Origin of the sequence: Phaeobacter sp. CAU 1743, assembly GCF_039839315.1 — a bacterium.
Classification (GTDB): domain Bacteria; phylum Pseudomonadota; class Alphaproteobacteria; order Rhodobacterales; family Rhodobacteraceae; genus Phycobacter; species Phycobacter gallaeciensis_A.
On sequence record NZ_JBDOQR010000008.1, the window covers coordinates 25,087 to 47,660 of the forward strand.

At 61.7% G+C, this 22,574-nt stretch carries 14 protein-coding genes and 1 tRNA gene; 5 read left to right on the plus strand and 10 right to left on the minus strand.

The genetic code is table 11. The annotated features are described in order from the left end of the window. On the minus strand, nucleotides 1–939 hold the full coding sequence (locus tag AAFO90_RS04990; RefSeq protein ID WP_347508712.1) for a GlxA family transcriptional regulator: 939 nt from the start codon (nucleotides 937–939) through the stop codon (nucleotides 1–3). A gap of 78 nt (nucleotides 940–1,017) precedes the next feature. Here AAFO90_RS04990 and AAFO90_RS04995 point away from each other — a divergent pair, with 78 nt between their 5' ends. The 3 genes from AAFO90_RS04995 to AAFO90_RS05005 all read left to right on the plus strand — a co-directional run bounded on the left by AAFO90_RS04995 (nucleotide 1,018) and on the right by AAFO90_RS05005 (nucleotide 5,371). Next, entirely contained in the window at nucleotides 1,018–2,181 is a 1,164-nt protein-coding gene (locus AAFO90_RS04995; protein ID WP_347508713.1) for an acyl-CoA dehydrogenase family protein, read from the plus strand. Between the two features lie 353 nt (nucleotides 2,182–2,534). Then, nucleotides 2,535–4,574, plus strand: a complete 2,040-nt coding sequence (locus AAFO90_RS05000) for an acetate--CoA ligase family protein (protein ID WP_347508714.1) — start codon at nucleotides 2,535–2,537, stop codon at nucleotides 4,572–4,574. Then, a complete protein-coding gene (locus tag AAFO90_RS05005) occupies nucleotides 4,571–5,371 on the plus strand; it encodes a carnitinyl-CoA dehydratase (RefSeq protein WP_347508715.1) in 801 nt (266 codons plus the stop codon). The genes AAFO90_RS05000 and AAFO90_RS05005 overlap by 4 nt, the downstream gene beginning before the upstream one ends. A gap of 112 nt (nucleotides 5,372–5,483) precedes the next feature. Here the strand turns inward: AAFO90_RS05005 and queG are convergent, their stop codons facing one another. The 5 genes from queG to AAFO90_RS05030 form a co-directional block, all read right to left on the minus strand. Beyond that, on the minus strand, nucleotides 5,484–6,536 hold the full coding sequence (gene queG, locus AAFO90_RS05010) for a tRNA epoxyqueuosine(34) reductase QueG (RefSeq protein ID WP_347508716.1): 1,053 nt from the start codon (nucleotides 6,534–6,536) through the stop codon (nucleotides 5,484–5,486). Between the two features lie 21 nt (nucleotides 6,537–6,557). Continuing rightward, entirely contained in the window at nucleotides 6,558–7,223 is a 666-nt protein-coding gene (locus tag AAFO90_RS05015; RefSeq protein ID WP_065271982.1) for a glutathione S-transferase family protein, read from the minus strand. A 64-nt stretch (nucleotides 7,224–7,287) separates the two neighbouring features. Continuing rightward, nucleotides 7,288–8,022 carry a monofunctional biosynthetic peptidoglycan transglycosylase gene (gene mtgA, locus AAFO90_RS05020; protein ID WP_065271983.1) on the minus strand — a complete coding sequence of 245 codons (735 nt, stop codon included), beginning with the start codon at nucleotides 8,020–8,022 and terminating at the stop codon, nucleotides 7,288–7,290. Nucleotides 8,023–8,335: 313 nt separating this feature from the next. Next, on the minus strand, nucleotides 8,336–12,868 hold the full coding sequence (gene gltB, locus AAFO90_RS05025; RefSeq protein WP_347508717.1) for a glutamate synthase large subunit: 4,533 nt from the start codon (nucleotides 12,866–12,868) through the stop codon (nucleotides 8,336–8,338). Nucleotides 12,869–12,943: 75 nt separating this feature from the next. After that, nucleotides 12,944–14,383: an NAD(P)-dependent oxidoreductase gene (locus tag AAFO90_RS05030; protein WP_065271985.1), complete on the minus strand. Its 1,440-nt coding sequence runs from the start codon at nucleotides 14,381–14,383 to the stop codon at nucleotides 12,944–12,946. 238 nt (nucleotides 14,384–14,621) lie between these two features. On the opposite strand from AAFO90_RS05030, the gene AAFO90_RS05035 reads away from it, so the two are divergent. Next, complete coding sequence (locus tag AAFO90_RS05035) at nucleotides 14,622–15,425, plus strand: undecaprenyl-diphosphate phosphatase (protein WP_347508718.1); 804 nt, start codon at nucleotides 14,622–14,624, stop codon at nucleotides 15,423–15,425. A gap of 88 nt (nucleotides 15,426–15,513) precedes the next feature. On the opposite strand, the gene AAFO90_RS05040 is transcribed toward AAFO90_RS05035, so the two are convergent. Continuing rightward, entirely contained in the window at nucleotides 15,514–16,503 is a 990-nt protein-coding gene (locus tag AAFO90_RS05040; RefSeq protein ID WP_347508719.1) for a complex I NDUFA9 subunit family protein, read from the minus strand. A 242-nt stretch (nucleotides 16,504–16,745) separates the two neighbouring features. On the opposite strand from AAFO90_RS05040, the gene AAFO90_RS05045 reads away from it, so the two are divergent. Then, nucleotides 16,746–16,832: transfer RNA gene (locus AAFO90_RS05045), tRNA-Leu, on the plus strand. A 113-nt stretch (nucleotides 16,833–16,945) separates the two neighbouring features. Here AAFO90_RS05045 and AAFO90_RS05050 read toward each other — a convergent pair. The 3 genes from AAFO90_RS05050 to AAFO90_RS05060 form a co-directional block, all read right to left on the minus strand. Then, a complete protein-coding gene (locus tag AAFO90_RS05050) occupies nucleotides 16,946–19,132 on the minus strand; it encodes a methyl-accepting chemotaxis protein (RefSeq protein WP_347508720.1) in 2,187 nt (728 codons plus the stop codon). A gap of 302 nt (nucleotides 19,133–19,434) precedes the next feature. Next, nucleotides 19,435–20,307 (minus strand): ribokinase, encoded by an 873-nt coding sequence (locus AAFO90_RS05055; RefSeq protein WP_347508721.1) that lies wholly within the window; start codon nucleotides 20,305–20,307, stop codon nucleotides 19,435–19,437. A gap of 9 nt (nucleotides 20,308–20,316) precedes the next feature. After that, the gene (locus AAFO90_RS05060; RefSeq protein WP_065271990.1) at nucleotides 20,317–22,572 is read right to left on the minus strand and encodes an NADP-dependent malic enzyme; all 2,256 of its coding nucleotides are present in this window, start codon (nucleotides 22,570–22,572) and stop codon (nucleotides 20,317–20,319) included. Nucleotides 22,573–22,574 lie beyond the last annotated feature (2 nt).

Genomic DNA, 22,574 nt, shown 5'->3' on the forward strand with positions numbered 1-22,574 from the left:
CTACCCCCGACGCATCTGGCGCGGGGTGCTACCGAATTCCTGCCGGAAGGCGCGGGTCATGGCGCTGGGATCCTCATAGCCGCAGCGCAGGGCGATCTCCGCCACGCTGAGCGTGGTTTCCAGCACCAGCTTGCGCGCCTGTATCAACCGAAGCCTGCGATAGACCGCTTGCGGCGGCGCGCCCAGTTCCGCCTTCATCCGCGCCTCCAGATCCTTTTGACTGCGGCCCACCCGGCGGGCGACCTCTCCGATGGGCAACGGCATCTCCAGATTGGCCTGCATCAAGTCGATGGCCCGCACCAACGACCGGCTGCGGGCCAGCGGGATGACCTGACCACCGGTGGCCTCCGGGCTCATGAACAGCGCCGCAAGCTCCAGCCGCAGCGCTTGGCCGTGGCGTTCCGCGATCAGATCCAGCATCAGCTCGAAGGCAGCCAGCGCGCCGGAACAGGTGACCCGATCCCCATCCCGCACATAACGCAGCCGCTGCGCATCGACCGAGGGGAAGGCCTCGGTGAAACCCTGCAACTCTTCCCAGTGGATGGTGGCCCGGTGCTCGTCCAATAGCCCCGCAGAGGCCAGCAGCCAGGCCCCGGCATCAAACCCCGCCATCACCGCGTAGCGCCGCGCCGCTGCCCGCAGCCCGCGCAGCGCCTTATCCGTGGCCAATGGCCGGTAATGATAGCTGGGCATGGCGATCAGCATGTCGCCGCCGTATTCAGCGAGCCGCCCGTGCGCGTTGACCTCCATCCCCGCCGAAGACACCGCCGTGCCGCCCTCCAGCGTCAGAAAGCGCCAGTCGTAGATCTGCCGCCCGGCCAGCGTATTGGCCGCGCGCATGGGCTCGACTGTATTGGCCAAACAGTGACCCGAGAAATCATCAAACAGCAGCACATCCACCTGCTGCGGTGCGGCGCGATCTTTCACCCAACTTTGCATGATTTTCTCCATTTACGCATGAAATCTACCTATATCCAGCTTAGGGTCGCGGACAAGCGAACAAGAAGGATTCCGCAGATGCAGTTTGGGATGACCGAAGAACAGTCGATGATCGTCGACACCACCCGCGCCTTTGTCGAAAAAGAGCTGTACCCGCATGAGCTTGAGGTGGAGCGCAGCAGTCATCTGCCGATGGAACTGATCAAGGAGCTGCAGGCCAAGGCGATGGAAGCGGGTCTTTATGCCGCCAACATGCCCGAAGAGGTGGGTGGCGCCGGGCTCGATACGCTCAGCTGGCTGATGTATGAAAAGGAACTGGGCCGCGCCAATTACGCGCTGCACTGGACCTGCGTTGCACGCCCGTCGAACATCCTGCTGGCCGGCACCGACGAGCAGAAGGAAAAATACCTCTATCCCTGCATGAAGGGTGAAAAATGGGATTGCCTGGCGATGACAGAGCCGGGCGCCGGATCGGACCTGCGCGGCATGACCGCCACGGCGCGGGCAGATGGGGATGATTACATCCTCAACGGCACCAAGCATTTCATCAGCCACGCCGATATTGCCGATTTCGCCATCGTCTTCATGGCCACCGGCGAAGAGGATACCCCGCGCGGTCCGAAGAAGAAGATCACAGCGTTTTTCGTCGACAAGGGCACGCCAGGCTTCAGCGTGCGCGACGGCTACCGCAATGTCAGCCACCGCGGCTATACCAACGCGGTGCTGGAATTCGACGATTGCCGCCTGCCGAAATCCGCCATTCTGGGCGAGGTCGACAAGGGGTTTGAGGTCGCCAACACCTGGCTGGGTGCAACCCGTCTGCAAGTCGCGGCCACCTGCCTGGGCCGCGCCGAGCGCGCCCTGCAGCACGCGGTAGAATACTCCGCCGAGCGTAAGCAATTCGGCCAGCAGATCGGCAAATTCCAGGGCGTGTCCTTCAAACTGGCGGATATGGCAACCGAGCTGAAGGCAGCAAACCTTCTGACCTGGGAAGCAGGCTGGAAATTCGATCAGGGCAGCGTCACCGAAAGCGACATGTCCATGGCGAAACTGAAGGCGACTGAAATGCTGGCCATGGTCGCGGATGAGGCGATCCAGATTCACGGCGGCATGGGCCTGATGGACGAGCTGCCGCTTGAGCGTATCTGGCGCGATGCCCGGGTTGAACGGATCTGGGAAGGCACCAGCGAAATCCAGCGCCACATCATCAGCCGGGAGTTGCTGCGTCCTCTGGGCGGGTAACCCCCGGTGGTGAAGACCATATTTCCCTGCCACCGGCCGTTTTTCACTCATTGGATGAGCACCGGATTTGGGTCAGATTTCGCGACCTGTTTACGGTACGCCTCTGTCGCAGACCTGATACCGTCGGGTTCCTGTGCAACCAAAGTGCAGAGATCTCCCGGGAAAAAAGGCAGTTCAAAAACGACAACCCCCCGGACCCAAAAGGAACCGGGGGGCGTTCTGAAATCGCGGTCTAAAGCATCCCTACTCAATCCGCACAACCATAAAGGGATCATTTCGTTAATGAAACGTTATCAGCGCGGCTATAATTCCGCCCTTGGCCCAAAATTTTTCAGTTTGCATGGAGTTTCAGCATGACTCCGCGCCTGTCACGACTGTTGCGGCCCGAAACAATCGCCGTCATTGGCGGCGGCGACTGGTGTCGGCTGGTGGTTGAGCAATGCCGGTCGATGGGATTCGCTGGCCAGATCTGGCCGGTTCACCCCAAGGCCGAAGAGATCGCAGGTCTGCCCGCCTATGCATCGGTGGCGGATCTGCCCGCTGCACCGGATGCCAGTTTCATCGGGGTGAACCGCTTTGCCACTGTGGATATCGTCGCCGACCTTTCCGCCCGGAATGCCGGCGGCGCGGTCTGTTTCGCCTCCGGTTTCCTCGAGGCCCAAGCCGAGGATGCCGAAGGCGCTGACCTGCAGGCCCGGCTGCTGGAGGCCGCGGCCGAGATGCCGATTCTCGGACCGAACTGCTATGGGTTCATCAACTATCTGGACGGCGCGCTTTTGTGGCCGGACCAGCATGGCGGGCAACCCACCGACAGCGGTGTGGCCATCGTCACCCAAAGTTCGAACATCGCCATCAACCTCACCATGCAGCAACGTGGTCTGCCCCTTGCCTATGTGGTGACAGCGGGCAATCAGGCCCAGTCCGGCATCGCCGACATTGGCGCCGCCCTGCTGGAAGACGACCGGGTGACGGCCCTTGGTCTGCATATCGAAGGCTTTGGCGATCTGCGGGCCTTCGAGGCCCTCGCCCAGCGTGCCCGGGAACTGGGCAAACCCATTGTTGCCCTCAAGGTTGGAAAATCAGCCGAGGCCCAGGCAGCGACCGTCTCCCATACCGCATCGGTCGCCGGGGGGGATGCAGGGGCTACGGCGCTGCTCGCCCGCCTTGGCATTGCACGGCTCGATGATCTCTCTTCTTTCCTTGAGACGCTGAAACTGCTGCACGTCACCGGGCCTCTCGCCTCAAACCGGATCGCCTCGATCAGCTGTTCTGGCGGCGAGGCCAGTCTGGCGGCGGATACAGCCCATGACCTTGATGTGATCTTTCCGCCGCTAAACGAGCGCCAGACGACCAACCTGCGCGCGGCGCTGGGGCCGATGGTGGCCCTGGCCAACCCCCTGGATTACCACACCTATATCTGGCGCGACGTCGATGCGATGACCCGCGCCTTTTCCGCGATGATGGACCCATCGCTGGCGATGACCCTGCTGATCGTCGATTTCCCGCGCCCCGATCGCTGCTCGGCCGCGGACTGGGACTGCGCGATTGAGGCCGCGATTGGCGCCCGCCAGCAGACCGGCGCCAATGTGGGAATGGTAGCCTCCCTGCCCGAACTGCTGCCCGAAGAAGTCGCGGCGCAGCTGATGGCGGCAGGCGTGGTGCCCTTCTGCGGATTGCGTGAAGCGATCATCGCCTGCGAAGCTGCCGCAGGATCCCCCCTGCCCGCCGCCGAGCCGCTGTTGCTGCCCACGCCAACGGTAGATCCCGATCTGATCCCCGAGGCCGAAGCCAAGCGGCGCCTTGCGGATTACGGCCTGCGCATCCCGAAATCCCATCGCGCAAAAACACCGGGCGCGGCGCGCGCCAGCGCAGCTGACATCGGCTATCCGGTCGCGCTCAAAGGTGAAGGCGTCGCCCACAAGACCGAGGCGGGCGCCGTGGTTCTGAACCTGATGTCCGGCGGCGCCGTAAGCGCGGCCGCCGAGCAGATGCCTGCCTCCTCCTTCCTGGTCGAGGAGATGATCACGGATGCGGTGGCCGAACTGCTGATCGGCGTGGTGAAGGATCCAGCACATGGCTTTGTCCTGACCCTGGCCGCTGGTGGCACCCTGACCGAATTGATGCAGGACAGCGTCTCGCTGCTGATGCCCGCCAGCGACGCGGCCATCGAGGCTGCACTCGGCTCCCTGCGGATCGCCCAGGTGCTCGACGGCTACCGGGGCAGACCAGCCGCAGACCACGCGGCCATCCTGCGCGCCGTTCGCGCGGTCAGCTCTTATGTACTGGACCACGCCGAAGGACTGGAAGAGATTGAGATCAACCCGCTGATTTGTACCGCCGACGATGCCATCGCGGCGGATGCGCTGATGCGCAGAAAGGACTGGATGAGATGACCGACACAGAGACCGCACAGAGCCCCGTCAAAACCCGCCGCGAAGGCGCCATCCTTGAGGTGACGCTGGACCGGCCCAAGGCCAATGCCATCGACCTGAAGACCAGCGTCATCATGGGCGAGGTGTTCCGCGAATTCCGCGATGATCCCGAATTGCGCGTGGCCATCGTGACAGGTGGCGGTGACAAGTTCTTCTGCCCCGGCTGGGATCTGAAGGCTGCCGCTGATGGCGATGCCGTCGATGGCAACTACGGCGTTGGCGGTTTCGGCGGCCTGCAGGAAATGCGCGAGATGAACAAACCGGTGATCGCAGCGGTGAACGGCATCGCCTGTGGCGGTGGGTTGGAACTGGCGCTGTCAGCCGACATGATCATCGCCGCCGATCACGCCACCTTTGCCCTGCCGGAAATCCGTTCGGGCACGGTTGCCGATGCGGCCTCGATCAAACTGCCCAAACGCATCCCCTATCACATCGCCATGGAGCTTTTGCTCACCGGGCGCTGGTTCGACGCGGAAGAGGCGAACCGTTGGGGTCTGGTGAATGAAATCGTCGCCGCCGATCAGCTGATGGACCGCGCCTGGGAGCTGGCCCGGCTGCTCGCCTCGGGACCGCCGCTGGTCTATGCGGCGATCAAGGAAATCGTGCGCGATGCCGAAGATTCCAAGTTCCAGGACGCGATGAACCGGATCACCCAGCGGCAATTGCGCTCGGTCGATGTGCTCTATGACAGCGAAGACCAGATGGAAGGCGCCCGCGCCTTTGCCGAAAAACGCGATCCGGTCTGGAAGGGCCGCTAGAACTTTTCGGGCTGAGCCTGAAACAATGGATCAACTGAGGCATGTCACCTAATCGCCCGCCATGCGGCGGGCGGACGCGTGCCTGCCGCTGGCGCGACAGGCGTGAAAAGCTTCAACTCCCTTTGATGCGCTGCACCGCCCAGCGCGCGGCATCGGCGACCACGGGATCCGCATCCTCGGTCAGCCGCGCCGCCACCGGGCCAAGGGCGGGATCGCCCGAATTGCCGATGGCATATAGAACATTGCGCACAAACCGATCCCGCCCGATCCGCTTGATCGGCGAGCCCGAGAACATCGCCCGGAACGCCGTATCGTCCAGCGCCGCCAAATCGGCCAGACGCGGCGCGCTGAGCCCCTCGCGGGCGGCATAACGCATGTCGCTGGCTGCAACCGCGAATTTGTTCCACGGGCAAGCGGCCAGACAATCGTCACAGCCATAGATCCGGTTGCCCATCTTGCCGCGCAGCTCTTCGTCGATCGGGCCTTTGTACTCGATCGTCAGATAGGAAATGCAGCGCCGTGCATCCAGTTGATAGGGTGCGGGAAAGGCATCTGTCGGACAGGCCACAAGGCAGGACTGGCAGGAGCCGCAATGATCCCGCTCTGGCGCATCGACCGGCAGCTCCAGCGTGGTGAAAACAGAGCCTATGAAGGCCCAGTTGCCCCAGTCCCGGCTGACCAGATTGGTATGTTTACCTTGCCAGCCCAGCCCGGCCGCCTGCCCCAGCGGCTTCTCCGGCACCGGCGCAGTATCGACAAAAACCTTCACCTCGGCAGGATCGCCCGCCTTCTCCGCCTCGGCAATCAGCCAGCGAGCCAGACGTTTCAGGCGTTTCTTGACCAGATCATGGTAATCCTTGCCGCGTGCATAGACCGAGACCGCGCCCCGGTCCTTCTGACCGACAACCGCCATCGGGTCTTCGTCGGGGGTATAGCTTTCGGCGAGCATGATCACCGATTTCGCCTCGGGCCACAGCTGCGCCGGATCACCGCGCCAATGGCTACGCTCCGCCATCCAGCCCATCTGCCCGTGATACCCCGCCTCCAGAAAGGCCTGCAGCCGCGCAGGCACCTCGGGTACATCCCCCGGGCGGCAGATCCGGCAAGCGACGAACCCCTCGTCCAGCGCCTGGCGGGTCAGCTTTTCCTTCAGGGCAGCACTCATGCCAACACCGGCGGGCGCAGATCAGAAATCGAGGTCAGCATAATGCGGTGGCGGCCGGAAGCCGGGGATCTGATCAGCCAGGATCGACCGGAACGCCGGGCGCGACTTGATCTTGGCATACCAATCCTTCACGGCGGCAGAGCGGTTCCAATCCACATCGGAGATATAATCGAGCGATGACAGATGCGCAGCGGCAGCAAAATCCGCAAGCGTCATGCTGTCCCCCGCCAGCCAGCGCCGGTGATCCAGCAGCCAGGCCATGTAATCCAGGTGATACTTGATCGCCCGCGCACCGGCCTTGACGTTGCGGCTGTCAGGATAGCCTTCGCCGGTGACCTTCTTGTTGACCCGCTCATACAGCAGTTTCGAGGTCACCTCGTGGTGGAACTTGTCATCGAACCAGCTGACCAGACGGCGCACCTCATAGCGGCCATCGGGATCGGATGGCATCAGCGACGGCTCGGGGCGACTTTCCTCCAAGTATTCGCAGATCGCCGCGCTTTCCGACATCATCTTGCCATCAAGGCGCACCACCGGAACCTTGGCCGCCGGGTTGCGCCGCAGGAAATCGGGATCTTTCTCCCAATAGCGTTCTTCGACCAGTTCGACCTCGATCTTCTTTTCCGCCAGCGACAAGCGGACCTTGCGACAAAACGGTGAGAGCGGGACATGATACAGGCGTGCCATTGGCGGGTGGTGTCTCCTGAAGCGTGCGGGATAGAACCAGCAATGCCCGCTTGCGGCAAAAGTTTCAATCCTCGAAACAGGCTGATCGCCCATCTGCGCGGATGGTGGCCGCCCCATCCCGGATCTGCGCCGCCCGCTGACGGACGAATTTCGACGGCCGCGACGCCGATCTACCCTTGGGATCCGGCAGCACCGCCGCGATCAGCGCCGCCTGACGCGCGGACAAAGCATCCGGGCCGACGCCGAAATACTGCCGCGCCGCCGCCTCGACACCAAAGACGCCTTCGTCCATCTCCGCGACGTTCAGATAGACCTCCAGAATGCGCCGTTTGCTCCAGATCGCCTCGACCAGCGGAGTCATCAGTGTTTCCAGCGCCTTGCGGATCCAGCTGCGTCCCTGCCAGAGGAATACGTTCTTCACCACCTGCTGGGAAATCGTCGACCCGCCACGCTGACCGCCCTCAGCCAGTGCCGCGCGGATCGCGGTGACATCAATGCCCCAATGCTGGCAATACCGCGCATCTTCCGCCGCCACCACGGAGCGCGCCATGACCGGCGCGATATGGTCAAACGGGACCCATTCCCGATCCACCTCACCCAGCCTGCGCTGTTCGCTCCAGATCGTATGGGTGATCGGCGGGTTCACCACCGAATAGAGCGCCACCAACGCCACAGCCAGCAGGGCAGCCGCAAAAAAGGCTCTAAGAACCCATTTGCGCACCCACCTCAAGGGCCAGGTCATCCGGCGCAGCAAAGACGCACTGCGCGGGCCCGGCTTTTTCTTCGCTGCCTTCGCCATACCCCCTCTATACGGCAGAGCCACCCGTGGCTGCCACCGTGAAATCCGCCTGCTGCTCCGGAGCCCTCATCGCATGCCCAAAACGGGCACGGGACAAAGGGACGGCTCAGGCAGAATTGCGGAGGCTCCGCGCCGCAGGCGGGGAAACCGCCATTGTGCTTGAACCGGTCCTGTCCCGGGACAGGCAGGGCATCAGGCGATGCGGGCACCGGGGCTTGCTGCTTGGGTGACTCGGAGAAACACGCCCCAAAAAGAAAAAGCCCCGCAGGCGGGTCGCCTGCGGGACAATTCGATAGCGTTGTTTTCGTTCGGCTTATTCGGCGGGAACGGCAGCCTGCTCTTCCGAGATCGGATGCGCCAGCTTGTTCAGCATCTCCTTGGGGCAGACCTGCAGGAAATTACCCTTTTCGATGTCCCAGTGCTGCAGGATCTCGGCGGCCTTGCGGCTTCCGGTTTCCTCAAGATGACGCTCGATCAGGCCTTTCAGCTGCGCTTCCCAATGCGCCACGGTGACCGTGCAGGTAACCAGCGATTCCATGTTCATCATGGTCTCGGCCTTACCCTCGGGGTCATAGAGATAGGCCATACCCCCGGTCATGCCCGCACCAAAGTTGGCGCCGATGGAACCCAGGATGACCGCAACACCGCCGGTCATATACTCACAACCGTTGGAACCGCAGCCCTCGATCACCACCTTGGCACCCGAGTTGCGGACCCCGAAACGTTCGCCCGCGCGGCCCGCTGCGAACAGGTAACCGTCCGTAGCGCCATAAAGCACGGTGTTGCCAACGATGGTGTTGTCGCTTGCCACCAGCGGCGAGGCCATCGGCGGACGCACGACGATCATGCCACCCGACAGGCCCTTGCCGACATAGTCGTTGGCATCACCGGACACTTCCAGTTTCAGACCCGGCGCCGCAAAGGCCCCCAGGGACTGACCGGCCGAGCCTTGCAGCTTCACCGTCAGGTGGTTGGGCTGGAAGGAATTGCGCATTCCGAAGTTGCGCACGATATGGCTCGACGTGCGGGTGCCCACGGTGCGGTGAGTGTTCTGCACCGCATAGGACAGCTGCATCTTTTCGCCATCCTGCAGGAACCGCGCCGCATCGCGCACGATTTCCGCATCCAGCGTATCCGGCACCGCGTTGCGGTCCTTGTCGCGGTTGTAGACGATGCTTGCAGAGCCATCGACGGTGATCAGCAGCGGGTTGAGGTCGAGATCATCGAGATGCGCCGACCCGCGGGAGACCTGCGCCAGCAGATCCGCACGGCCAACCACTTCATCCAGGCTGCGCGCACCGATGGAAGCGAGGATTTCCCGCACTTCCTGCGCGTAGAAGGTGATCAGGTTCACCACCTTGTCGGCGTTGCCGGTGAACTTGTCACGCAGGCTTTCGTCCTGGGTGCAGACGCCCACCGGGCAGGTGTTCGACTGGCACTGACGCACCATGATGCAGCCCATGGCGATCAGCGCGGCGGTACCGATGCCGTATTCCTCGGCGCCCATCATCGCGGCCATGACGATGTCGCGTCCGGTGCGCAGACCACCATCGGTGCGCAGAGTCACGCGGCCCCGCAGGTTGTTCATCGCCAGAACCTGATGCGCTTCGGTCAGACCCATTTCCCAGGGCAGACCCGCGAATTTGATCGAGGTCGCGGGCGAAGCACCGGTGCCGCCATTGGCGCCCGAGATCAGGATGATGTCGGCCTTCGCCTTGGCAACGCCAGCAGCAATGGTGCCAACACCAGAGGAAGCCACCAGTTTCACCGTCACCTTGCAGCGCGGGTTGATCTGTTTCAGGTCATAGATCAGCTGCGCCAGATCCTCGATCGAGTAGATATCGTGGTGCGGCGGCGGCGAAATCAGCGTCACGCCCTTGGTCGAATGGCGCAGGCGGGCAATCAGGTCGGTAACCTTCATCCCCGGCAGCTGACCACCTTCACCCGGCTTGGCGCCCTGAGCGACCTTGATCTCCAGCTCTTCACACTGGTTCAGGTATTCGGCGGTGACACCGAAACGGCCCGAAGCCACCTGTTTGATCTTGGCCGACGGGTTGTCGCCATTGGGTTCGGGCACAAAGTGTGCCGGATCCTCGCCACCCTCACCGGAGTCCGATTTGGCGCCGATGCGGTTCATCGCGACGTTCAGCGTCTTGTGTGCCTCGGGCGACAGCGCCCCCAGCGACATGCCCGGCGTCACAAAGCGTTTACGGATCGCGGTAATGCTTTCCACTTCCTCCAGCGGCACCGGTTTGCCCAGCGGCTTGATGTCCAGAAGGTCACGCAGATGGATCGGCGGATTGCTCTTCATCTTGGCCGAATACTGCTTCCACATCTCGTAGGACGCCTTGTTGCAGGCCATCTGCAGCATATGCATCGAGCTGGCTTCCCAGGCATGGGTCTCACCCGATTTACGCGCCTTGTAAAAGCCGCCAATCGGCAGAACGTTCTGCTGCTCTGCCCATGCGGTGCCGTGGATTTCCTCAGCCTTGACCTGAATACCCGACACACCGATGCCGGAAATCCGGCTGGTCATGCCCGGGAAGTATTCGGCGCACATGGCGCGGGACAGGCCTACGGCCTCGAAGTTGAGACCGCCACGGTAAGAGGAGATCACCGAGATGCCCATCTTGGCCATGATCTTCAAGAGGCCCTGATCGATGGCTTCGCGGTAGCGGCTGACGTTCTCGGTCAGGCTGCCGTCCAAGAGGCCGCGTTCGATACGGTCTGCCAGCGAATCCTCGGCCAGATAGGCGTTCACCACGGTGGCGCCACAACCGATCAGCACCGCAAAGTAATGCGGGTCGATACACTCGGCCGAACGCACGTTCAGCGAACAGAAAGTCCGCAGACCCTTGCGGGTCAGATGCGAATGCACGGCGGAGGTCGCCAGGATCATCGGCATTGCAACCTTGTCCGCATTCGAATGCTGGTCGGTCAGAACGATATGGCCAGAGCCGGATCGCACTGCCTCTTCAGCCTCGGCGCGAATGCGCTGGAGCGCCGCATTCAGCGAGCCTTTGCCTGCCACGAAGGTACAGTCGATCTCGACCAGCGGCGCGTTGAGGCTCTCCATCAGCTTGTCCCACTGGGCGTTGCCGACAAAGGGGCTTTCCAGAACGAAGATCTCGGTCTGGCTGCTATCCTCATCCAGAACGTTCTTGAGGTTCCCGAACCGCGTTTTCAGCGACATAACCCGGTATTCACGCAGGGAGTCAATCGGCGGGTTGGTCACCTGGCTGAAGTTCTGACGGAAGAAATGCGACAGCGGGCGGTATTTCTTGGAGAGAACCGCCGACGGGGTGTCGTCGCCCATCGAAGCGAGGGTTTCCTTGCCATCCTCAGCCATCGGCGCAAGGATCTGTTCCAGTTCTTCGATGGTGTAACCGGCAGCAATCTGGCGGCGGCGCAGTTCTTCACCCTGGAACAGCGGCTTTTCCGTCACCGTGGCAAGCGACTCGTCCAGATCGTTGATCTTTTCAACCCACTCGCCGAACGGCAGCGCGGCGGCCAGCTTGTCCTTGATCTCGGTGTCGTGGAACAGCTTGCCCTTTTTCATGTCCACGGCCAGCATCTGACCAGGGCCAAGCGCACCCTTTTCCACCACGTTGGCTTCGTCGATAGGAACCATGCCCGCTTCGGACCCCGCGATCACCAGACCATCGCCAGTCACGACATAGCGCATCGGGCGCAGGCCGTTACGATCCAGACCGGCGCAGACCCAGCGACCATCGGTCATTGCCAGCGCGGCCGGGCCATCCCAGGGCTCCATCACGGAGTTGCAGTAGGAATACATGTCGCGCCAGGCTTCGGGCAGTTCGACCGCCTGTTTCGACCAGCTTTCGGGTACCAGCATGGTTTTCGCCATCGGAGCCGAGCGGCCCGCGCGCACCAGAACCTCAAACACCGAATCCAGCGCCGCCGAGTCGGAAGACCCGCCCGCGATGATCGGCTTGATGTCCTCGGCGTAGTCGCCAAAGGTGGAGGAGGCCATGCGGATCTCATGGCTCTTCATCCAGTTGACGTTGCCCTTCAGCGTGTTGATCTCACCATTGTGGGCCAGCATGCGGAACGGCTGTGCCAGCCACCACTGCGGGAAGGTATTGGTGGAATAGCGCTGGTGATAGATCGCAAAGGCAGATTCAAAGCGTTCGTCCATCAGGTCGGGATAGAAAACCGCAACCTGTTCGGCGAGCATCATGCCCTTGTAGATGATCGACCGGCAGGACAACGACGCGATATAAAGGCCACCAATCCCGGCAGCGGCTGCTGCTTTCTCGATCCGGCGGCGGATCACGTAGAGTTCCCGCTCAAAGGTGTCTTCGTCCACGCCCTTGGAGTTGGAGATCAGGATCTGCTCGATCTCGGGGCGGGTGGCGTTAGCCTTTTCACCCAGGCAGGTCACATCGACGGGCACGTGGCGCCAGCCATAGATGTAATAGCCCATGCGCAGAACTTCGGTTTCCACGATGGTCCGGCAGGTTTCCTGAGCCCCGAAATCGGTACGCGGCAGGAAGACCTGACCAACCGCGATCAGCTGATCGGTGTGCGGCTCGTGGCCGGTGCGCTTGATCTGGTCATAGAAGAAGGGAACCGGGATCTGCACGTGGATGCCCGCACCATCGCCGGTCTTGCCATCGGCATCGACCGCACCGCGGTGCCAGATCGCCTTCAGCGCGTTGATACCGGCTTCGACCACCTTGCGGCTGGCGCTGCCATCCTGCGAGACGACCAGACCCACACCGCAGGAAGAATGCTCTTCTTCCTCGGAATAGAGACCGTTTTCAGCCATCCACTTGCGCTTGGCTTCTTCGGCGCGGACCCATTCTGCATCATATTTCGTCATGTCATTTTCCTTTGCCTGGCGGGGGCGCCTCGCCTGTTTCAGGGGCGCGCATCCGCGTGGGACCGAAGTCTTTGTTTATTCAGCTGCGACGGCTGCCTTTGCGTTGAACCGCTCCAGAATCGCCTCGGCGCAGTCACGGCCGTCCTTGATGGCCCAGACCACCAGGCTCGCACCGCGCACGATGTCGCCCACGGCATAGACGCCGGGCAGATCGGTTGCGCCGGATTTGAACTCGGCCTTGACGGTGCCCCAGCGGGTGACCGGCAATTCGGGCTGGCCCCAAAGGGTCGGCAGATCTTCCGGTTCAAAGCCCAGCGCCTTGATCACAAGATCGGCCTCTTCGACATAGTCGGCACCTTCGATCACCTCGGGGGCCTGACGGCCGGTGGCATCGGGGGCACCCAGGCGCATCTTCTGCACCATCACGCCAGTCACCTTGCCATCCGCATCGGCAAATCCCTTGGGCGCCGACAGCCATTCAAAGACGACGCCTTCTTCCTCGGCGTTCTGCACTTCGCGCTGCGAACCGGGCATGTTGGCACGGTCGCGGCGGTAGAGACATTTCACCGATGTCGCGCCTTCGCGGATCGAGGTCCGCACGCAGTCCATCGCGGTGTCACCGCCGCCGATCACGACGACCTTCTTGCCTTCGGCATTCAGCTCACCGCTGTCGAATTCGGCAACCGTGTCGCCAAAGCTGCGCTTGTTGGAGACGGTCAGGAAGTCGATCGCCTTGACGATGCCTGCCGCGCCGCTGCCCGGCATGGCCAGATCGCGGGATTTGTAGACGCCGGTGGCGATGATCACCGCGTCATGCTTGGCCCGGAGATCAGCAAAGGAGATGTCCTCGCCCACGTTGCAGTTCATCACGAAGGTAACGCCGCTGTCTTCGAGCAGTTTGTTGCGGCGCATCACCACGTCTTTTTCCAGCTTGAAGCCGGGAATGCCGTAGGTCAGCAGCCCGCCGGCCCGGTCATAGCGGTCGTAGATGGTGACCTGCACGCCCGCGCGGCGCAGCATGTCCGCAGCTGCCAGACCACCGGGGCCGGCACCGATGATGCCAACGCTTTCGCTACGCTCATGAAGCGGCGCAAAGGGTTTGACCCAGCCGTTTTCCCAGGCGGTGTCAGTGATGTATTTCTCCACCGCGCCGATGGTGACCGTGCCATGGCCGGATTGCTCAATGACACAGTTGCCTTCGCACAGGCGGTCCTGCGGGCAGATGCGGCCGCAGATTTCCGGGAATGTATTGGTCGCCTGGCTAGTGGCATAGGCTTCTTCCAAGCGGCCGGTCGCGGTCAGGCGCAGCCAGTCGGGGATGTTGTTGTGCAGCGGACAATGGGACTGGCAATAGGGCACGCCACACTGGCTGCAGCGGCTGGCCTGCTCTTCTGCCTTCGCCTGGGCGAACTCCGCATAGATTTCGTCGAAATCTTCCTTGCGCGCTTCCGCGGTCCGCTTCTCGGGCATGTCGCGTTCGATCTGCACGAATTTGAGCATTGGTTGCTTGGCCACGGGGGGACTCCATTTTTAGCTTGCTCCGGTCGTCATAGATCGAAGCGCGGCGGATTAAAAGTCAACTGTACTGACCTACTTTATCAGTTCTCGCTTTCTGATACCCGCTGGAGCAAAAAAGTACAGTGATTTTAGATCCGAATCGGACCTAAGTGGCGTACTTCCCATCGAGGCGCAAATTTAATAAATAAAATTGACCGCTTAGGACCCCTCCGGTCCGATACAGGAGCGCCCGACCATGCCTCTCTTTCAACTCGTCCTGGTCGCCCTCATTCAGGGCATCACCGAATTCCTGCCGATTTCCTCCTCCGGGCACCTGATTCTGCTGCCTGCATTGACCGGGCTGGACGATCAGGGGCAGGTGATCGACGTCGCCGTTCACGTCGGCACGCTGGCGGCCGTGGTGATCTATTTCTGGCAGGATGTGCGCACCGGCCTGATAGGGTTGCCACGTCTGGCCTGCGGACATGTAGACACCGAAGGTGCCCGGCTGGCGCTGGGGCTGATCGTCGCAACCATCCCCACCGTCCTGTTCGGCGCCGCCCTGCATTTCACCGGCTTCAGCGACGCGCTGCGCTCCACCGCTGTCATTGGCTGGACCATGCTGATCTTTGGCATTGTCCTTTATGTGGCTGATCAGAAGGGCGCGAGTTTGAAATCTGCACAAGACTGGGGCCTGCGTGATGCGCTGATCATGGGGCTGTGGCAGATGATCGCGCTGATCCCCGGCACCTCGCGGTCCGGCATCACCATCACCGGTGCCCGGCAGTTGGGCTATACCCGCACCGAGGGCGCACGGATCGCCATGCTGATGTCGATCCCGACCATTATCGCTTCGGGGGTGCTGCTCGGCGCCGAAGTCGCGGTTGAGGCCAACACCGCCCTGATGCGCGACGCCGCGATCGCCGCCGTGCTGGCGCTGATATCGGCCCTTGCAGCCCTTAGCCTGATGATGAGGTTGCTGAAATCGGTCAGCTTCACGCCTTATGTGATCTACCGGGTGATTCTGGGCGTTGTGCTGCTGATCGTCGCCTATAGCTGAGATCCTTCTGCGCCGATCAGACAAAGAAAAAGCGCGGCACCAGATGGACCGCGCTTCATGATCTTATGTGGGCCTGCCGCCAATGCGATCAGGCGTCGCCCTTCAGATTGCGGGCCGAAGCGGTCATCACGTCGTATTGCCCGGAGGGACGGAATTTCCACAGGTAATCCGGCAGGATCGGCCCCATCAGTTCCGGCTCGATCCCCAGATCGGCGAACCCTTTGGCGCCCTCAGATACCACATTGTCGCGGCGCAGGTTCTTCAGCTGGTCGCGGGTCAGCACCTTGTTCTCGATCAGCTGGAAGCTGGCGGCCTGTAGCACGTCAAACCCGAAAGCCACGATACCGGCAACAAATCGCGGCAGCGACAGCACCAGACGACGGCGATGGATAACCGACAGCATCTCCTGCATCAGCGCGGCAAAGCTCTTCACTTCCGGCCCGCCCAGCTCGTAAATACCCGGGTCGGCCTGGCCCAGCACACCGGCAACGGCGGCGCGCGCCACATCATCCACATAGACCGGCTGGAACAGGGTCTTACCGCAGGCAATTGGCAGCACGGGCGACAGCCGTGTCATCGAGGCGAAGCGGTTGAAGAACTGATCTTCGGTGCCAAAGATGATCGAGGGGCGCAGGATCACTGCAGCCGGGAAAGCCTCCTGAACGGCGGCTTCGCCCGCGGCCTTGCTGCGGGCATAGTCGCTGTCGCTTTCGGCATCGGCGCCAATCGCAGAGATATGTACCAGCTGCTGGACACCCTGTCCGGCAGCGATCCGGGCGATGCGGCCCGCGCCTTCGGCCTGGACGGCATCAAAGGTATTCTTGCCCAGCTCGTTCAGAACGCCGACGCAGTTCACAACCGCATCCGCGCCCTGCATCACCGCCGCGACAGAGGCATCGTCGCGGATATTGCAGAAGACAGGCTCAACCTGACCAGGGACACCGTAGGGTTTTACATGCATCGCCTCGTTCGGGCGGCGCACGGCGACCCGGACCCGCCAGCCTTCCTTGGCCATCCGGCGCGCAATGTATCGACCGACAAAACCAGATCCGCCATAGATCGTGACCAGTTTGGACATCTTTTGGCTCCTGCAGTTAGCTCTTGACCCGATCTACCGGGCCAGCGGGTTTCAAACAAGGCGCAAAATCGTGTCCGGACCCACAGTTTCATGATAAATCGCTGGCTTTACCGCCGCCACAGGCCCCGGCCTTCACAGGCTCCGGGCCGTGTGGCCCGGAATCCGGCTGCAAATTGCCACCCGATGCAAAAATCCGTTTGACGCTCCTGCCGCCGGTGCGTATACGCCGCTGCACGACACCTGCCCAGGTGGCGGAATTGGTAGACGCGCTAGCTTCAGGTGCTAGTGTCCGTATGGACGTGGAGGTTCGAGTCCTCTCCTGGGCACCATAATCCTTTGTCGGAACCCCCTTCAGTTTCAGATGTTCAAAGACGCCCCGCAGGGCGCCCTTGAGTGATGTCTTGTTCTTAGCACAGACTGATATTCAGCCCTGCTTCCGGCTTTAGAAATCCTGCCACTTGTCGAGGGCCGCGTTGCCATCCGTGGCAGCGGCAGGTGTCGCGTCGCTGAAGTCCCAGTCCGCATCCCCATGGGCCGTTGGCATGCTTGGCGCTGCTTCAGGGGTGTTGGGCATTGCCGTGATAATACCACCGGCTGCGATTTTGAAATGAGCAACCAGCTCGGCCAGCTTGGTGGCGTCACTGTTCAGCATGTGCCCTGCTGCGGTGGCCTCTTCCACCATGGCGGCGTTCTGCTGAGTCACCTGATCCAGCTGCACCACGCCGGTGTTGATCTCACCAAGGCCCGTCGATTGCTCCACAGCGCCTTCAGCGATGTCGGTGACCAGACCAGAGATATGGTTCACCCGCTCGACAATGTTCTGCAGGGCCTCGCCGGCCTTGCCAACCAGATCCACACCGCGTTCCACCTGTCTCGAGCTATCGCCGATCAGAGTCTTGATTTCCATCGCCGCATCCGAGGACCGCTGTGCCAAAGCCCGCACTTCGGAGGCAACCACGGCAAAACCTCGGCCTGCTTCGCCTGCACGGGCGGCCTCGACCCCCGCGTTCAGCGCCAGAAGGTTGGTCTGGAAAGCGATGTCGTCGATGACACTGATGATCTGGGCGATATGCGTCGAGGATTGCTCGATCTCGGTCATCGCCGAGACCGCACTTTGCACCACGACACCACTGTTCTCGGCCTCTTTCTTGGCCTCGTTCATGATGTTTTCAACGCTGCGAGCGCCGTCGGCAGCGGATTTGACCGACGCCGTCAGCTCGTCCAGCGCAGCAGCGGTTTCTTCGAGCGTTGCGGCCTGGCTCTCGGTGCGGTGTGACAGATCATCCGAAGACTGGCTGATCTCAGCCGCGCCGTTGCGGATGCTGGAGGCGGATTCCACCACTTTCGTCACCGTGCCGTTCAGATTTTCAACGGTTCGGTTGAAATCCAGACGCAACTGTTCGTAATCCTCGGGGAACCGGTCGGAGATGCGGGTTGTCAGATCACCGCTTGAGAGTTCCGACAGCCGCGCGCCGAGGCTGGCAACGACCTTGGCCTGATTTTCACTATGTGCCTTTTGAGTCTGCTCCATCTCACGCTGGCGAACCAAGGCCGCATGGAAGACGCCCAGACTGCGGGCCATGTCGCCGATTTCGCCTTTGTCCGGCAGGCCTGTCATCTCGATGTTCAGATTGCCCTCGGACAGGGAAATCATCCGGTTGCTGATCCGGTTCAGCAGACCACACAGCCATTTCCCCAGACCCAGCGCCATGGCGCCGGCCAGAACCATCGCCACGATGGCCGCGCCGATACCGGTGTTGCGGATCGTATTGGTGATCGCCGTGATCGCATCCAAGGGGACAAGCGCATTGCCCACGGCAACCAGATTTCCGGAGAAATCACGGATTTCAAACGGGCTGCCCGCATAGGCATGGCCGCCAAGGTCATAGTCCGACGTCTCTGCCGCCTCGCCTTTCACAAAACCTGCAATGGCAGCCGCATCCAGAAGCGCGGGACCGTCGTAACTTCCGGTCAGTCGGCGGATCCCTTCGCCAGTGCTGGAGAACGAACTGATATCGCTGTCTGGCAACAGATAGATTTCAAGCGCGGAATCGCCCCCTTCGGTCAGGCTTTGAACCAGGGCGCTGTCGAATTTGAGGCCGATTTCGACGCTGCCCACGTGGCTGCCATCATGGCTGATCGGGGCGATGCCGCGGATACCGATGCCCGCGCGTCCCCGTTCAAGGCCTGAAACTGGCGCCTGCGTCTTGTTCGCGGCAACAACGGAATGGCGGAACCCGGATAGGTCATCGCCAAACTTCTCGGGCTTGTGCACCCGGAACAGAGACAGCGCCTCTGGAGTGTGAAACTGGAACTGAGCGATCCCGGCACTCGTTGCCAGTCCTTTGAAGTTTTGGGCGAAAATCCGGTCAAGCGTGTCTCGGTCCTGCTCTGCCACGGCGCGCTGCACGTCCGACATGGCAGCCACGGTCTGGGCCGTGGTCAGGGCGAGCCGCTGGCGCCCTTCGATCTCGGAACTGACACGGGCCTCGAACTGACGCAGCTCGCGGAGTGTTCCCTCATCCGAGACTGTCCCCAGGCCCATGAACAAAGGCACAGTGACAATCGCGATCGCAACCAAAGAACTGACCAACAGCGCAACAACAATCCGCATTCTGAGGGACATCATTAAAAACTCCTATCAACAGAGTCTTTTCCTAGCGCGAAGAGGCTTAAGAATTTGCATACTTAAATCACGATATGTTGATCTTTTCGCACCTACGGGTATTGGGAAGCCGCCTGAACCTTGGCTCCATATTTAGCATTTATTCGAATAAGTTACGATTTCAGAACCATGGGCGGACGGATCCCGGGCGCATGAGCAGACCAGAATATCGCCCGATTAAATCACCGAGAATAACAAGAGAAACCGGATCGACCGGCGTTACAATTCTACCCGTTCGGTAGGCTCAGTACGGGTCCGGGGAGGCATCAAAGCCGACTGTCCTGAACCTCTTTCAGATCGGGAATGACATCGGCGGTGCCATGGCGAGTCACCATCAGGGCCGCCGCGCGGGAGGCTTGCGCCATGGCCTGCGCCATCGGCATTCCGAGATCCAGACCGGCAAGGACATAACCGGTAAAGGTGTCTCCTGCCCCGGTGGTATCGACCGGGGTGACCGGCATGGCTGGAATATCCTGCACCGCGCCTGTGGTGCCATGGAAATGGCGCGCCCCCTCTGCCCCAAGGGTAACGATCACATCTTCAACGCCCAGCGCCTCGGGCGGATTGCCGGTTGCATCCTGCAATTGACGCGCCTCTACCGCATTCAGGAACAAAAGATCCAGATGCGGCAAGACCGCTGCAACCGCTGCCGCGTCAAAAGGCGCCGCCGCATAGGCCACCCGCAGCCCCAGATCACGGCCCATCCGCGCTGCATCGACCTGCAGGTTGGTTTCGTTCTGCATCACCAGAATATCCCCGGCAGAGGCAGCCGACAGGGCCTGACCGATCTGATCCGGGCTGATCGCGCGGTTGGCTCCGGGAAACAGGATGATCTGGTTTTCGCCGTCCTGATCCACGGCAATGATGGCATGGCCCGTGGGCGTGTCGATCTGCGCGATATGGCGGGTGTCGACGCCGTACTCCAGCAGGCGGTCCACCGCCCATCTGCCATCAGCGCCGACAGCACCGATGTGGCAGACGTGGCTACCGGCCCGGGCGGCGGCGACCGACATATTGGCCCCCTTGCCGCCCAGAAACTGGTCCAGACCCGAGGCTGCCAATGTCTCACCCGCCACCGGTAGATGCGGCAGCGCGTAGACCATGTCAGCGTTGATCGAGCCCAGGTTCCAGATTGCCATCGTTACCGCCTAGCCGATGTTGCAGGCAGCCAGAACCGCCATGTTCAGCACGTCATTAGCGGTCGAGGTGGTCGAGCAGATCTGGATCGGCTTATCCACGCCCGCCAGGATCGGGCCAACCACGGTGGCACCGCCCATTTCCTGCATCAGCTTGACCGAGATGGAGGCCGAGTGCCGGGCAGGCACGATCAGGATGTTGGCGGGGCCCGACAGACGCTGGAACGGGTAATTCTCCTGCGCCTTGGCATTCAGCGCCACATCCACGGTCATTTCGCCTTCGTATTCGAAATCGACGCCGCGCTTGTCCAGAACGCCCGGGGCGATATGCATCTTTTCCGCCCGCTCGGACACCGGATAACCAAAGGTCGAGAAGCTGACAAAGGCCACGCGAGGATCCAGCCCCATGTGCCGGGCCACACCAGCCGCGCGTTCGGCAATCGTTGCCAGATCGTTCTCATCCGGCCATTCATGCACCAGCGTATCGCCAATCAGCACGATCCGGCCCTTATGCAGCAACGCGGTCACGCCGGCCGCGCCGTGTTTCGCATCGGCATCAAAGACGTGGTTGATCTGATCCAGAACATGCGCGGATTTCCGGGTGGCACCGGTGACCAGACCATCGCCATGCCCATGCGCCAGCATCAGCGCCGAGAAGACGTGCCGGTCACGGCCCACCAGACGGTGGATATCCTTACGGTCGAAGCCCTTGCGTTGCAGGCGGTTGAACAGGAAATCCTTGTAGGTGTCGAAATGCTGGGTGTTGGCAGCATTGACCACCTCCAGCTCGCGCACCGCATCGCCAAGGCCGGCGGCCTCCAGCTTGGCCTTCACATCATCGGCACGGCCAACAACCAGCGCCTTGCCAAAGCCGGACCGCTGATAGGTAACGGCAGCGCGCAGCACCCGGGGATCGTCGCCCTCGGCAAAGATCATCCGCGACTGAGCCGAACGCGCGCGGGCGTTGAGGCCGCGCAGGATCGAGGCCGTCGGGTCCATCCGGCTTTTCAGGCTGATCTCATAGGCTTCCATGTCGATGATGGGACGACGCGCGGCACCCGTGTCCATGCCCGCCTTGGCCACGGCTGGGGGAATCCGGTGGATCAGACGCGGATCAAACGGTGTCGGGATGATGTAATCGCGACCAAAAGTCAGCGATTTGCCATAAGCAAGCGCCACCTCATCCGGCACATCCTCGCGCGCCAATGCGGCCAGCGCATGAGCACAAGCGATCTTCATCTCGTCGTTGATGGCGCGCGCATTGATGTCCAGCGCGCCGCGGAACAGGTAGGGAAAACCCAGAACGTTGTTCACCTGGTTGGGATAGTCCGAGCGGCCCGTGGCGACGATGGCGTCGACGCGGACCTCGTGGGCCTCTTCCGGGGTGATTTCGGGATCCGGGTTTGCCATGGCAAAGATCACAGGGTTGTCGGCCATGGAGGCAACCATCTCCTGCGTCACCGCGCCTTTGACCGACACGCCAAGGAAAACATCGGCGCCTTCCATTGCTTCCTCAAGCGTCCGCAGCTCAGTCTTGACCGCATGGGCCGACTTCCACTGGTTCATACCTTCGGTACGGCCCTGATAGATTACACCCTTGGTGTCGCAGACGATGCAATTGTCGTGCCGCGCGCCCATGGATTTCAGCAGCTCGATACAGGCGATGCCCGCCGCGCCCGCGCCGTTCAGCACGATTTTCACGTCTTCGATCTTTTTGCCCGAGATATGCAGCGCATTGATCAGGCCCGCCGCACAGATCACGGCAGTACCGTGCTGGTCGTCATGGAAGACGGGGATATCCATCTCTTCCTTCAGGCGCTGCTCGATGATGAAACACTCGGGCGCCTTGATGTCTTCAAGGTTGATGCCGCCAAAGGTCGGGCCCATCAGCTTGACCGCGTCGATGAACTTGTCCGGATCTTCGGTGTCGAGCTCAATGTCGATCGAGTTCACATCGGCAAAGCGTTTGAACAGGACAGACTTCCCCTCCATCACCGGTTTCGATCCCAGCGCGCCCAGGTTTCCAAGCCCCAAAACCGCCGTCCCGTTGGAGATGACAGCCACCAGGTTGCCCTTGTTGGTATAATCATAGGCGGTTTCCGGGTTCGCCGCGATCGCTTCGCATGGCACCGCAACACCGGGGGAATAGGCCAGGGAGAGATCCCGCTGCGTGGTCATCGGGACGGTCGCATTGATTTCCCATTTGCCTGGTGTCGGCTCCAGATGGAAGGCAAGCGCCTCTTCGTTTGTGATCTTCGCTTTGGGCATGG